This window comes from Kineococcus halophytocola (assembly GCF_041276425.1).
Classification (GTDB): domain Bacteria; phylum Actinomycetota; class Actinomycetes; order Actinomycetales; family Kineococcaceae; genus Kineococcus; species Kineococcus halophytocola.
Genome location: NZ_JBGFTU010000001.1, coordinates 1 through 12262 on the forward strand (window position 1 = coordinate 1; position 12262 = coordinate 12262).

Consider the following 12262-nt stretch of genomic DNA (forward strand, 5'->3'; position numbering starts at 1 on the left):
CATCGCGGTGTCCTTCTTCGGTCTTGAGCGGGAACTCAGGTCGAAGCATCACGCGGTGGCCGCCTCACACGTTGGTGGACACGCCCTCACCGGAGGGCGCCGTACACCACTCTGGTGGACTCCACTGGTCTGCTTCCTGGGCCCCGGTGCGGAGCCTGCGACGGGGTCGGCACTGCACGCGTTGACGCTCGCTGGACGCGGCTACTTGAAGCTGGGGACCTGACGGCGGAGATCTCGACCCGCACAACTCGCGGGATGACCGTGCGCTGCGTGCCACGACCTTGCGCAGCGTGCGGCCACGTGCGCCGTTCAGTCCAGACTGTCGCGCAGCCTGCCGATGGCGCGCATGACGTCCGGGCGGTTCTTGGCGTGCTTCATCCAGGCGGGCAGTCGCCAGGCCAGGTTCGAGGGCGGTGGGGGTCGTTCGCGCAAGGTGGCGCCGATGTAGCTGGCGAGGTAGTCCAAGTGGGCTTGGTTGGTGGCCCACAGCAGGTGCCGGCCGCAGCATTCGATCTGCAGCCACAGCGGCAGGCCGAAGCGGGGCTCGGTCATTGTGCCGGTCTCGGTGGCCTGGCTGGTGGGGGAGGTCGAGGGGCTCCAGTGGCGGGTCAGCGTGCAGTGGGGGCAGAGCAGGCGAGCTTGGTCGCGACCGTTCTTGGTGACGGTGGCCTGCTTGCTGCAGCGGGGGCAGACGACCAGGACGGGGTCCAGCCAGGGGATGCCGCCTTCTGGTTCTCGGAAGCGGCCGGGTGGCTGGTCGATCACCCGAATAGTGAAGCAGCGCACGGAGGGCGGCGAGGTGCAGGTGATCGTCGCGCTCAGCTTGACCTCGCTCATCGTCATGTCCGCGACGTCGCCGGCCGCTTGTGATCACGCACACCGCGGGATGACCGAACGTTCATCGTCAGACCAAGCGTGCTGCGAGGCCGCTGGAGGGGTGCTCGTGAGACCTCAGCGGGCCGGGCGGCGCCACACCCAGCAACCGGCACCGCCGATCAGTGCGCCGAACCCGCCGAGCCCGGCCGTGGTCACCGCTGCCGGTACCGCCTCATCGAGGTAGTAGCTGAGGTCGTCAGCAGACATCGCCTGGCTCGGTTGCGCGGGGTCGTAGAAGACCGTCAGGGGGCGTGGGGGCTGCGCGATGCCCCAGTCGGTACCGGAGCCGAGCAGTCGCACGGTCACGACCTGCTGCTGCCGGGTGCGGAAGGTTGCCTCCAGCGCGTCCTGGGCGTTGCGTCCGGAGCCGTTCTGGACCACCCGGGCGCTGTCGGCCACGGTGCTGATCCCGCTCTCGCGCAAGTGCACCGCTGTCTGCTGCAATCGGTGCTCACCGGGCAGCAACCACACCGCGCTGAGCGTGGCTGCGATCCCGAGCAGCCCCAGCAGGCTGCTGCCGGCCCGCAGCCAGGTGCGCAGGCGCGGGTACCTGCGCAACCAGCGGACTCCTCGCCCGCTTGGTCGCTGCGTCGGGCGGGGGCGCGGTCTCGGTAGGCGGTCCCAAAGATCGGAGGTGCGGGAGCGGGCGTGGCGGGGTCGGTGGGGGGAGGTGGCACTACCGCGCTGCCCTGCTGCACCGTGTGCTCCTCCCACCCCTGCAGTGTGCCGGGCATAGCGGAGGCGAGCGGGGCGCTTTCGTGGATCCTCCGCTGAAGGGCGCAGCAGGTCTCGGCCGCCTGGTACCCCAGCCCCCGCGTTCGGACAGGAGGCGACGCGCGAGGGTCACGATGGCGCGGCCCGCGGGATGACCGTGCGTTTCAGCGGCAGGTCGTGGTGGTGAGAAGTTCGCGAGCTGGCGGACGCACCCTTGTGCTGACGGATCGAGCACACCTTCTGCGCTAGCGTCCGAGCCGTGCCTGGACCTGCGGTGCTGCAGCCCTACGACCCCGCCTGGCCCGGGCGCGCAGCTCAGCTGCTCGCTGCGGTGGAGCAGGCGATAAAGCCGCTGGGGGTCGGTGAGTCCTTCGAGCACATCGGCTCCACCTCCGTCCCCGGCCTGATGGCCAAGGCCTACATCGACCTCCAGGTCGTCATCACCGCACTGCCCCAGCCCGAGCTGCTGGACCAGGTGCTGGCTCCCGCCGGCTTCGTCCCCGCTACCGGCTCTCGCCCCGACTCCCCGGGGGTCTACCGCGACATCCCCCGCGGCTCCGAGCAGGTCCCTGACGAGGTGTGGCGCAAGCGCCTCTTCGTCCACGACATCGAAGGCCCGGACGCCGCGATCTTGCACATCCGGCTCAGCGCCTCACCGTGGGGCCGCTACGCCGTCTGGTTTCGCGACTGGCTACGGGCCCACCCTGAGGCCCGCGACCGGTACGCCTCTTTCAAAGCCGGCGTGGCCGCGGAGCATGCCGGCGATGCCGATTTCGACGACTACACCCGGGCCAAGACCGCGTTCTTCGACGAGGTCCAAGGGCAGTTCGAGGCCTGGGGACGCAGCCACTGACCCCCAGTCCTCCTCAGAGGCGATTCGAACAGCCACGCTGCGCCAGATGACCGTGCGCTGCGCACCGCGAGATGACCGGGCGTCAGGTAGGGCGCGCCGCGGATGCCCGGCGTACCCAGGACAGCAGCGTCAGCACCGTGGCAGGGTCGAGGTCCTGGACGATCCGGTCGGCGGTACTCACGTCGTGAGCACCGACTGAGACGCCGTTGTCCAGGAGGAAGTCGACGATGTCGCGGCCTTCCACGCCGGGGTACTGCGCGTAGCGGCGGGGTACATCGCCTCGCCGGGAGGGGGCGTCGTCCAGGACGTGGTCGGGCACCTCGAAGTCGAGGTCGACCCGCATGATGCTCCAGTCCTCGTCGCCGTTCTCATCGCGCTGGGGGATGAAGCCGCGCGTCACCTGTCGCCTCCCGTCTGCTCGTCACCTCTGTCCTCGTCAGCGTGGCACGACGTCCAAGAGCGCAGGTTGGATCTTCCTCAACTCGTCATGACCGTGAAGTCACCCCCGCGCCGGCTGCGGTGCGGGACGGTCGCGCCCCCTAGTCGAGATGGCGGCTGATCACCCTCGCCAGTTCCGCGGCGTCGAGGTCTACGGCAGCTGCGGCCAGCACCATCTGCTCGGCTTCGTCGACGTCCATGACCAGGTCGGTGCCGTTGAGCAGGCAGAAGACGCGGGTCGCTGACCAGGCCAGGCGCTCGTGACCGTCGACGAGCGGGTGGTGCGGGCCAGGGAGTGCATCAGCGCCGCCGCCTCGTCGGCCAGGGCGGGGTAGGCCTGGCGGCCGAAGACGGTGGTACGGGGACGAGCGACGGCTGAGGCGAGCAGACCGAGGTCGCGGACCTGCACGTCCTCCACGACGCCGGCGGCGATCTCGAGCAGGTCTTCGGTGGAGAGGTGGTCGAGAGGGTGTTCGGGCTGGGTCACCGCGCGAGGCGGGCGAGGAGCTCGGCGTCCTCGGTGCGCACCCGGTCGATGGCCGCGCGCAGGCGGGCCGGACGGTCGGAGACGTACTCGCCGATGGCGGTGCGGGCGACGTCCTGCATGGAGCGGCCCTCCTGCTCGGCCCGTCGACGCAGGGCCTCGGTCTCGTCGTCGGTCAGCCGGAGGTTCATCGCCGTGAACGAACGGTACCGCCGTGGTACCAATCCGGCCGAGGACGCGGACGTCGTCGCGACGGCGTCATCGCAGCCTCCCGTGATCGCGGGGTGATCGGAAGGCCGACGGCCCACTGGGCGAGAAGGCACCGCACCGCGGACGTGGTGCGTCGCACCCCGTCCACCACGAGGACGTGGCGTGGAACGCACCGCTCCAGCGGCGGCCCGATCACACCGTCTGCTGCCGACCCCGCCGGGACCCCCGCACCGGGGAGGTGAGCCGGTCGTGGGAGACGTCCCCGCAGGCCACCACGTGCACCGGGACCTCAGTACTCCCCGCCGCTGTCCAGCCCGGACCCGTGCCGCCGTCTCAGGTGCACCTTGCGCGTCAGCCGGATCACCGGCCGGATGAGCAGTTCGACGCTGCCGGCCAGGAACAGCCAGGTGCCGATCGTCGTGGTGCTCTCCCAGAAGAAGAGGATGCTGCCGGCCACGAACCACAGCGCGACCAGGACGTCGTTGACGATGCTGAGGACTTCGTAGCGCTGCCGGAGCACCAGCTCGTCGGGGCCGAGCCGGACGTGGACGGGGTGGCCGTCGGGCACGGTGGAACCTCCCGCGGGGTCGTCGGGGTGGGCACGGCGAGAGCCGGTCCCGGCGGTGCCGGGACCGGCCCTCGTGCCCGGGGGCGGATCGGGCTCAGTCGCCCTTGGGCTGCCCGGGGGTCCCGTTCTCGGCGGGGGTGTGCGTGGTCTCGTCCGCGGCCGACGTCGAGGGGGCGGTGGCCTCCTCGAGCTTCTCGGTGCTCTTCTCGGCCGCCGGCGTGCTCGGCGTGGTGGCGGCGGGGGCCGGCGTCCAGGCCGCACCCGGGGCCGCCCACGGGTCCTCCTTCTGGGAGTTGCGCACGGCCGCGAACACCGCGGCGCCACCGGCGGCGACGAGCGTGAAGACGAGGAACTTCTTCCCCGCGCTGCCCTTCTTCTTGGCCACGGCCTCACCCCTCACGACGGCCAGGGCGTCCGCGGACCGCTGCCTGGCGACCTTGTTCGTCTGCTTCGCGGTCGCCTTCGCGGCCTTGGAACCCGCCTTGCCGGCGGCCTTCCCGGCCTTGCGGGCGGCCTTGGCCCGGCGGCCGGCCTGGTGGGCCTTCTTGCCCAGCGACTTCTCCAGGGACGCCTCGGCCTTCTTGCCGTCCGCGACGGCGTCCTTGACCGCACCGCTCGCGGAGGCGGCGGCCGCGGTGGCCGTGCCGGCGGCGGCGGTGACGGCGGGGGCGGCCGCGTCACGGGCGGTGCTGGCCGCCTCCTGCACGGCCTCGACGAGCTTGGGCAGCAGGTCGTCGACGATCTTGTCGCGGGCGCTGTCCACGGCGGGCGACACCTTGTGGGCGGCGGCCTCCACCTTGGGCGCGGCCGCCTCGACCGTGGTGTCCCACGCCTTCTCCAGGCGCGGCTGGGCCCAGTCGACGGCGGACCCGACCGCCGGTGCGACCTTACCCGCGAGCGCCGCGCTCTGGGCCTGCAGCTTCTCGGTGTGGCTCTTGGTGTGGCTCTTGGTCAACGACATCCGTTCCTCCTCGTGCTCGTCCTCTGGCCCGTTCACCCGATGTCGCGAACGTGCGGGGGGCGCGGTCCGTGCCCCACGCCGAACGGTCGGCGACGATCACCACCCGTCATCTGACCGCACCCGGGCGCTTCCCGCCACCAGACACCCCACCGGGTGCCGTGCGCGACCCGTGGAAGGATGAGCGGCATGTACGCCACCCTGCACACCAACCACGGCGACATCCGCCTGGAACTGTTCGAGAACCACGCCCCCAAGACGGTGGCGAACTTCGTGGGCCTCGCCGAGGGCACGAAGGAGTGGCAGGACCCGGCCACCGGCGAGCAGAAGACCACGCCGTTCTACGACGGGCTCACCTTCCACCGCATCATCGACGGCTTCATGATCCAGGGGGGCTGCCCCCGTGGTGACGGCCGCGGCGGCCCCGGGTACCAGTTCGACGACGAGATCCACCCGGACCTGCGCTTCGACAAGAAGTACCTGCTGGCCATGGCCAACGCCGGCAAGATCGCCGGTCACGGCACCAACGGGTCGCAGTTCTTCGTCACCGTGACGCCGACCCCGCACCTCAACGGCAAGCACACGATCTTCGGCGAGGTCGCCGACGACGCCAGCCGCGCCGTCGTGGACGCCATCGCCACCGTGCCCGTCGGCCCGGGCGACGCCCCGCGCGAGCCCGTCGTCATCTCCTCGGTCGACGTCGAGCGCGACTGACCCGCACGAGCACCCGGGACACGCCCTGAGCGTGAACGACGGGGGCGTCCCGCGCGTTGAGCCCGACGTGAGCGACGTCCCCGTCTGTCCCCGCCACCCCGACCGCGAGTCGTGGGTCCGCTGCCAGCGCTGCGGACGTCCGGTCTGCCCGCAGTGCCAGCGGCCTGCGGCCGTGGGCATCCAGTGCGTCGACTGCGTCGCCGAGGGCAACAAGGGGGTCCGTCAGGCGCGGACGACGTTCGGCGGGGCGCTGAGCAACCGCGACACCCTCGTGACGAAGGTCGTCATCGGGGCCTGCCTGCTGATGTTCCTGGCCCAGCAGGTCATGCCGACGAACGTCTTCTACCAGCTCGCGCTCGTCAACGGGCCGTTCCTCGGCTCGTTCGCCCAGGGCTCGTGGTGGCAGCCGGTCACGTCGGCGTTCCTGCACGCCGGCGTCCTGCACCTGCTGCTGAACATGTACGCCCTGTGGATCTGCGGGCAGTACCTGGAGCAGTTGCTGGGCCGGCTGCGCTTCACCGCCCTGTACGCCGTCTCCGCGCTCGGCGGGGCCGTCGGGGGCCTGGTGCTGCCCGGCACGGCCGGCAGCGTCATGGTCGGCGCCTCCGGGGCGATCTTCGGGCTGTTCGCCGCCCTGTTCGTCGTCAACCGGCACCTGGGCCGGCAGACCGGGCAGATCGCGGTGCTCATCGGCCTCAACTTCTTCATCGGCGTCTTCGTCGCCGGCATCTCCTGGCAGGCCCACCTCGGGGGTCTGGTGACCGGTGCGCTGGTGGCCGCCGCGATGGCGCGCGGGCGGCGGGGGAACGCCGTCGTGCAGTGGGCCGGGACGGCGGCGGTGGCCGTGCTCGTGCTCGCCGGGCTCGCCTACGGCGCGGCGCTGTACTGACGCGCCGTACGGGATGCGACAGCACAGTCACTGAGAGCGACTAGCCGGTGGCGGGGACGTCGTCCACAGGGTTTCGCACACCTGTGCGAAGGTCACCGGGGTCATCCACGGGGTGTGGGGCGGGCTGTGGAACGAGGAGGGCGTTACCCACACCTGTCCACAGCTTGTGGACGAGACGGTGGACAACCCTTGTGGACAGCAGGCCCGCTCGTCCACACGTCGTCCCCAGGTGGTGGACAACGGCCCTGGCTGAAGGGATTCACCACGGCACCCCAGACGACTACTACGGGTGATCTCCCGTCATCGAAGCGTCAGACGGTGAGGGACCGGGTCGCGTCCCCGTCGGTGTCCGGGGCGCTCTGCCGCTCCTGCCGGACCTGCGCCGCGAGGTCCTGCCAGAACCCCGGCCGCCCGGGCGGGGCCGGCGCCAGCCAGCCCTGCTCCATGTGCGTGCAGACCGCCGGGTCGGCCGCCACGAGCCGCCGCCGCCGCGAGGGCCGCCGCAGCGAGGCCACGTCCACGGCGCCGCGGAAGGCCGTCAGGTAGACCGCCCGCGCCGCCCGCACGGCCGGGTTCGAGGACGCGCCGGGGTGGTGCGTGACGAGGTCGCGCAGCGTGAAGCGGGGAACGCCCTGCACCGCCAGCAGGCTCGTGTGGTCGAAGTCACCGCCGGACAGGCAGCACAGCACCAGCAGCCGGTGGTCCTGGCGCAGCGCACCGAGCCGGACGGCGAAGGTGCTCGTCGTGCTCTGGTGCGGCACCCAGCGCACGACGTCGGCGGGGATGGCCTCCTCGCCCCGGCCCGCGCGCGGCCGGCGCCACACCGGCACCCGCCCGTCGATGTCGTCGTGCGTGCCCACGCCGTACGGGGCCAGGTAGTCCGCCCGGCGCTGCCGCGCCGCCCGCAGCAGGCAGACGAGGGCGTCCGGGCGCCACAGGTAGTCGTCCTCGGCGAACAGGACGACGTCCTCGTCCGCCCAGTCCGAGCGGGCGGCGAGCGCGAGACCGGACAGGTAGCTCGCCCGGTTGCTGCCCCCGGTGATGGCCCGCACGGTGCCGTGCTCGCGCATCGGCGCCAGGCGCTCGGAGGGGACGGGGCCGTCGTTGAGGAACACGACGTCGACGGCGTCGCCCGCCGCACCCGCCTCCCGCACCGACCGCAGGAAGGAGTCCAGGGCCAGGGACTTGGAGTACCAGGACGGCCGACCCTTGGCGTTCTCCCCGCCGTGGGATCGGTAGACGACGTGCAGCACTCGGCCCCCTGGTGGCTGTGGACGACAGGCGTCACCCTAACCGTGACGCGGGGGGAGGTTCCGCGCCGCGCAGCGCCCGACCACCCGTCGGGCGCAACCGCGGCACCGTCAGCGGACCGTCAGCGCCAGCGGGTCGTCATGGCGAACCCGGCGAGCACGAGCGCGAAGCCCGCGACGAGGTTCCAGTTGCCCCAGCCCGGCACCGGCAGCGACGAGCTGGACAGGTAGAACACGACGATCCAGGCCAGGCCCAGGACCATGAGTCCGACCATCGTCCAGACCCACCAGCGCGGCGTGAGCTGGTTCCTGCGCTTGACCTCGCGGTCGGCGTCGGAGACCCCTCCGCGGCGACCACCGGCGTCCGCCGCGGCGGTCGCCTCGCTCGTGACGTCCGTCTCGTCGGACTTCTTGCGCCGGGGCACGTCGACCTCCTGTCGGGGGTGGGCGGGGACGGGGAACGTCACCTCCCGGTCAGCGTAGTGCGACGATCGGTGTCCAGGGCCGGACCGACGCTCGTCGGGACCGGGGGGGCTGCGGCACGAGGGGACGGGGGAGGCGCGTGGAGGCAGGACGCATCGCCCGCCGGGCCGGGGTCGTCGGCGTCCTGGCCGCCGCCGGGCTCCTGTTCGCGACCAGCGCGCTGACCTCCGGCGGGACCGACCTGCGCTCGGAGTCCGCCGACCTCGGCTCCGTCGTCGCCCAGCGCTCGCGGGAGAACGCCGAGCGGGCCGACCGGGTGGCGGTCCTGCGCGCGCAGGTCGACACCCTCAGCCGCGACGCCGCGACGCCCGGCGCCGGGACCACCGGCGCCGGGGGGACCGACCCGCTGAGCGACCCGGCGCTGGGGACCGCCTCGGGGGCGCTCGCGGTCCGCGGGCCGGGGGTGACGGTCGTCCTGGACGACGCCCCAGCCACCGAGCGGCCCGCCGGTGCCTCCCCCGACGACCTCGTCGTGCACCAGCAGGACGTCGAGGGCGTGGTGAACGCCCTGTGGAACGGCGGCGCCGAGGCGATGGCGGTCATGGATCAGCGGATCGTGTCGACGTCCGCGGTCCGCTGCGTCGGCAGCGTCCTGGTGCTGCAGGGCCGCACCTACTCCCCGCCGTACCGGATCACGGCCGTGGGTGACGTGTCCCGGTTGCGCGCCGCGCTGGAGGGGTCGGCGCAGATCTCGGTCTACCGCGAGTACGTCGCCGCCTACGGCCTCGGCTACCAGGTCTCGACCGGCGCGGACCTGCGGCTGCCCGCCTTCGACGGCACGACCCGCCTGTCCCACGCCCGGGCGGGTGTCGCGTGATGCGCCGGGCCGTCTCCGTCGTCGGTGAGCTGCTCGTCACCGCCGGTGTCCTCACGCTGCTGTTCGTCGTGTGGCAGCTCCACTGGACCGACCTCACCTCCGGCCGGGCGCAGGCGGCGACCGTCAGCTCCCTGGAGCAGCGCTGGGAGCGCACGGACCCCACCCCGACCGCAGCACCCTCCCAGCAGCCCGCCGAGCAGCCCGCCGACCCGCCCGTCGACCCGGTCGCGGTGCCCGGCGTCGGGCAGCCGTTCGCGATCCTGCACGTGCCGCGCTTCGCGGCGGACTACGCGGTCCCCGTCGTGGAGGGCACCGGCACCGAGGAGCTCAAGGACGGCATCGGCCACTACACCCGGACCGTCATGCCCGGGCAGGTCGGCAACTTCGCCGTCGCCGGTCACCGCGTGACCTACGGCAAGCCGTTCCACCAGGTCGCCGAGCTGCGGGACGGGGACGCCGTCGTCGTCCAGACCGCGACGCAGTGGCTGACCTACCGCGTCCGCTCGCACGAGATCGTCCGGCCCCAGCAGGTCTCGGTCATCGCGCCCGTGCCCGACCAGCCCGGCGCGGCGCCCACGCAGGCGTGGCTGACGATGACGGCCTGCCACCCGATGCACTCGGCGCGCCAGCGGTACGTCGTGCACGCGCTGCTGGAGTCGGTGCGCGACCGGGCCGACGGGCCGCCGGACTCCCTCGCCCCGCCGGCCGGCTGAGAGGAGGGGACAGGTGTACGCGTGGTGGTGGCGGGTGCTGCCCGGCCCGTGGTGGGTGCGGGCGCTGCTCAGCGCGCTCGTGGCGGCCGGGGTCGTGCTGCTGTGCTTCACGGTCGTCTTCCCCGCGATCGCCGACCACCTGGCCATCAACGACGGGACCGTCGACGGGCAGTGATCGCCGGCGTCTGGGACGATCGCCGTCCACCGACCTGGGAGGACGCACAGCATGTCCAGCGAGTACGCCCCGCCCCCCGGCTACGGCGAGCACGACCGGCCCGTCGCGGTGAAGAACGGCGCCGGTGTCGCCGGGCTCGTCCTGGCGATCGTCGCCCTCGTCCTGTGCCTGACCGTCGTGGGCGGGCCGCTCGGCCTCGTCCTGGCGATCATCGGTCTGGTCCTGTCGATCGTCGGGTTCCGGCGGGTCGGCCGGCGGCGGGCCACGAACAAGGGCGTGGCCGTCACGGGCCTGGTCATCAACGTCGTCGCCCTCATCGCCGGGGCCGTCATCACGGCCTTCCTCGCCGCCGGCCTCGCCTACGCGCTGAACAACGGCGGTTCCGAGGCCTGGAACTGCTTCCTGGACGCCAACGGCGACCAGGCCGCCGTGCAGCAGTGCGTCGACGACCTGAACGCCCGCGCCGGCGTGCAGTGAGGTCACGCCCTGTGAAGGGCTCGCGCACACGCTGCGCAACCTTGACGACTCCGCTCAAGGGCACGGCCGTCCCGGCCGTAGCGTGAGGTCGTGCCCACTCCCACCGACCCCGCACCGCCCGAGGTCCCCGGGGCCAGGCGCCGCGCCCGCGGCCGTCACGCCGACCACGCCCACGGGCGGGCCTTCTCGGTCCTGCGCGGGGTCCTGGTCGCGGCGGTGGTCCTCGCGGTGGTCGCCACCGGTGGCGGCGTGTTCGCGTACTACCGGCTGCAGGGCAACATCAACGCCGAGAGCATCGACGGCCTGCTCGGCACCCGGCCCTCGGACGAGTCCGCGGTGGACCCGACCACGGGCCAGGACGACGTCAACATCCTCGTCATGGGCAGCGACACCCGAGACCTGTCCGACGGCACGGGGGACGAGTACGGCGGGGCGGACGCCGACCCCGGCGCCCGCTCGGACACGACGCTGCTGGTCCACCTCGCCGCGAACCGCAAGAGCGCGACGATGGTCAGCATCCCGCGCGACTCGATGGTCGAGATCCCCGCGTGCAAGCTGCCCGACGGCACGAGGACCGAGCCGCAGAAGGGCATGTTCAACTCCGCCTTCTCCCTCGGCGGGGCGGCCTGCACCGTCAACACGGTGCAGACCATCACGCAGGTGCCGGTCGACCACTACGTCGTCGTCGACTTCAGCGGCTTCCGCTCGATGATCGACGCCCTCGGCGGCGTGACGATCTGCACGCCGCGGGCCATCGACGACGCCAAGGCGGACCTGCACCTGGACGCCGGCACCCACGACGACGTCGACGGGCAGACCGCCCTGGCCTACGCGCGCGTGCGCCACATCGGGGACGGCTCGGACATCTCGCGCATCGGCCGGCAGCAGGCGCTGATGAGCTCGATGGTGCAGAAGGTCACCAGCTCGGCGATGCTCACGCGCCCGGACCGCCTCTACGGCTTCCTGGACGCGGCGACGAAGTCGGTGACGACCGACCCGGGTCTGGCGAGCCTGTCCGAGATCGCCTCCCTGGCCCAGTCGCTGCAGAAGATGCCGGCCGACGGGGTGCAGTTCATCACCGTGCCCACCGAGCCCTACCCGGCCAACCGCAACCGCGTGCAGTGGACGCCGGCGGCGGACGAGCTGTGGCAGCGGATCCGCACCGACACCGCCGGGCCGGCCTCGGCCGCGCCCACGGCCTCGCCGACCGCGGAGCCGGGCACGAGCTCGGAGCTGCTGGTGGCCCCGTCGAAGATCTCCGTGCGGGTGCTCAACGTCGGCGGGACCCCCGGTGCGGCCGGAGCGCTGTCCCAGGCGCTGACGGGGGTCGGGTTCGTCGCCGGGGGGACCGGGGACGGGCAGGCCACCGAGCCGGGCCAGGACGTGCTGGTCCGCTACGGCACCGACCGGCAGGACTCGGCGAACACCGTCGCGGCGGCCCTGGGGGGCGCCAAGACCGTGCTGGACCCGTCGGTGGGCCGGGAGGTCGTCGTGGAGATCGCCTCGAGCGCACCGCCGGTGAGCGACGTCCGTCCCCGCGTGACGGGCACCCCGGCGCCCGCGCCGACGCCCACCCCGACCATCACCGCGCGCGTGGCGACCGACGACATCTGCGCCTGACCTGCACCCCCGCGGGGAGCGGG

General features: G+C 72.7%; 17 protein-coding genes. 8 read left to right on the top strand and 9 right to left on the bottom strand.

Annotated features, from left to right (window positions below):
• Positions 1–309: 309 nt before the first annotated feature.
• Complete coding sequence (locus AB2L27_RS00005; protein WP_370439402.1) at positions 310–837, bottom strand: TFIIB-type zinc ribbon-containing protein; 528 nt, start codon at positions 835–837, stop codon at positions 310–312.
• Between the two features lie 114 nt (positions 838–951).
• Positions 952–1434: a hypothetical protein gene (locus AB2L27_RS00010; protein WP_370439403.1), complete on the bottom strand. Its 483-nt coding sequence runs from the start codon at positions 1432–1434 to the stop codon at positions 952–954.
• Positions 1435–1849: 415 nt separating this feature from the next.
• On the opposite strand from AB2L27_RS00010, the gene AB2L27_RS00015 reads away from it, so the two are divergent.
• Positions 1850–2443, top strand: coding sequence for a GrpB family protein (locus AB2L27_RS00015; RefSeq protein WP_370439404.1), 594 nt, complete (start codon positions 1850–1852; stop codon positions 2441–2443).
• Between the two features lie 82 nt (positions 2444–2525).
• Here the strand turns inward: AB2L27_RS00015 and AB2L27_RS00020 are convergent, their stop codons facing one another.
• The 5 genes from AB2L27_RS00020 to AB2L27_RS00040 all read right to left on the bottom strand — a co-directional run bounded on the left by AB2L27_RS00020 (position 2526) and on the right by AB2L27_RS00040 (position 5104).
• Entirely contained in the window at positions 2526–2843 is a 318-nt protein-coding gene (locus AB2L27_RS00020; RefSeq protein ID WP_370439405.1) for a hypothetical protein, read from the bottom strand.
• A gap of 189 nt (positions 2844–3032) precedes the next feature.
• A complete protein-coding gene (locus AB2L27_RS00025) occupies positions 3033–3368 on the bottom strand; it encodes a hypothetical protein (protein ID WP_370439406.1) in 336 nt (111 codons plus the stop codon).
• On the bottom strand, positions 3365–3556 hold the full coding sequence (locus AB2L27_RS00030; RefSeq protein ID WP_370439407.1) for a DNA-binding protein: 192 nt from the start codon (positions 3554–3556) through the stop codon (positions 3365–3367). Before AB2L27_RS00030 ends, AB2L27_RS00025 begins: the two co-directional genes overlap by 4 nt.
• A gap of 308 nt (positions 3557–3864) precedes the next feature.
• Positions 3865–4143, bottom strand: a complete 279-nt coding sequence (locus AB2L27_RS00035; RefSeq protein ID WP_370439408.1) for a YrhK family protein — start codon at positions 4141–4143, stop codon at positions 3865–3867.
• A gap of 94 nt (positions 4144–4237) precedes the next feature.
• Positions 4238–5104 carry a hypothetical protein gene (locus tag AB2L27_RS00040; protein ID WP_370439409.1) on the bottom strand — a complete coding sequence of 289 codons (867 nt, stop codon included), beginning with the start codon at positions 5102–5104 and terminating at the stop codon, positions 4238–4240.
• A gap of 186 nt (positions 5105–5290) precedes the next feature.
• On the opposite strand from AB2L27_RS00040, the gene AB2L27_RS00045 reads away from it, so the two are divergent.
• Both AB2L27_RS00045 and AB2L27_RS00050 read left to right on the top strand, forming a co-directional pair.
• Entirely contained in the window at positions 5291–5815 is a 525-nt protein-coding gene (locus AB2L27_RS00045; protein WP_370439410.1) for a peptidylprolyl isomerase, read from the top strand.
• A 172-nt stretch (positions 5816–5987) separates the two neighbouring features.
• A complete protein-coding gene (locus tag AB2L27_RS00050; protein WP_370439411.1) occupies positions 5988–6704 on the top strand; it encodes a rhomboid family intramembrane serine protease in 717 nt (238 codons plus the stop codon).
• 311 nt (positions 6705–7015) lie between these two features.
• Here AB2L27_RS00050 and AB2L27_RS00055 read toward each other — a convergent pair whose 3' ends face one another.
• Together AB2L27_RS00055 and AB2L27_RS00060 are read right to left on the bottom strand one after the other, a co-directional pair.
• A complete protein-coding gene (locus AB2L27_RS00055; RefSeq protein ID WP_370439412.1) occupies positions 7016–7957 on the bottom strand; it encodes a hypothetical protein in 942 nt (313 codons plus the stop codon).
• A 119-nt stretch (positions 7958–8076) separates the two neighbouring features.
• Positions 8077–8421, bottom strand: a complete 345-nt coding sequence (locus tag AB2L27_RS00060) for a cell division protein CrgA (RefSeq protein ID WP_370439413.1) — start codon at positions 8419–8421, stop codon at positions 8077–8079.
• A gap of 95 nt (positions 8422–8516) precedes the next feature.
• On the opposite strand from AB2L27_RS00060, the gene AB2L27_RS00065 reads away from it, so the two are divergent.
• From AB2L27_RS00065 to AB2L27_RS00085, 5 genes are all read left to right on the top strand, one after another.
• Complete coding sequence (locus AB2L27_RS00065) at positions 8517–9254, top strand: DUF881 domain-containing protein (RefSeq protein WP_370439414.1); 738 nt, start codon at positions 8517–8519, stop codon at positions 9252–9254.
• Positions 9254–9967 (top strand): class E sortase, encoded by a 714-nt coding sequence (locus AB2L27_RS00070; RefSeq protein WP_370439723.1) that lies wholly within the window; start codon positions 9254–9256, stop codon positions 9965–9967. The genes AB2L27_RS00065 and AB2L27_RS00070 overlap by 1 nt, the downstream gene beginning before the upstream one ends.
• 13 nt (positions 9968–9980) lie before the next feature.
• The gene (locus tag AB2L27_RS00075; protein ID WP_370439415.1) at positions 9981–10142 is read left to right on the top strand and encodes a hypothetical protein; all 162 of its coding nucleotides are present in this window, start codon (positions 9981–9983) and stop codon (positions 10140–10142) included.
• Between the two features lie 51 nt (positions 10143–10193).
• A complete protein-coding gene (locus AB2L27_RS00080) occupies positions 10194–10619 on the top strand; it encodes a DUF4190 domain-containing protein (protein WP_370439416.1) in 426 nt (141 codons plus the stop codon).
• Between the two features lie 90 nt (positions 10620–10709).
• Positions 10710–12239, top strand: coding sequence for an LCP family protein (locus tag AB2L27_RS00085; RefSeq protein WP_370439417.1), 1530 nt, complete (start codon positions 10710–10712; stop codon positions 12237–12239).
• Positions 12240–12262: the final 23 nt, after the last annotated feature.

Excerpts from the sequence above, each read along its gene's own strand:
- AB2L27_RS00005 (WP_370439402.1), bottom strand. The coding sequence starts at position 837 with ATGAGCGAGGTCAAGCTGAGCGCGACGATCACCTGCACCTCGCCGCCC.
- AB2L27_RS00030 (WP_370439407.1), bottom strand. The coding sequence starts at position 3,556 with ATGAACCTCCGGCTGACCGACGACGAGACCGAGGCCCTGCGTCGACGG.
- AB2L27_RS00040 (WP_370439409.1), bottom strand. The coding sequence starts at position 5,104 with ATGTCGTTGACCAAGAGCCACACCAAGAGCCACACCGAGAAGCTGCAG.
- AB2L27_RS00045 (WP_370439410.1), top strand. The coding sequence starts at position 5,291 with ATGTACGCCACCCTGCACACCAACCACGGCGACATCCGCCTGGAACTG.
- AB2L27_RS00070 (WP_370439723.1), top strand. The coding sequence starts at position 9,254 with ATGCGCCGGGCCGTCTCCGTCGTCGGTGAGCTGCTCGTCACCGCCGGT.
- AB2L27_RS00080 (WP_370439416.1), top strand. The coding sequence starts at position 10,194 with ATGTCCAGCGAGTACGCCCCGCCCCCCGGCTACGGCGAGCACGACCGG.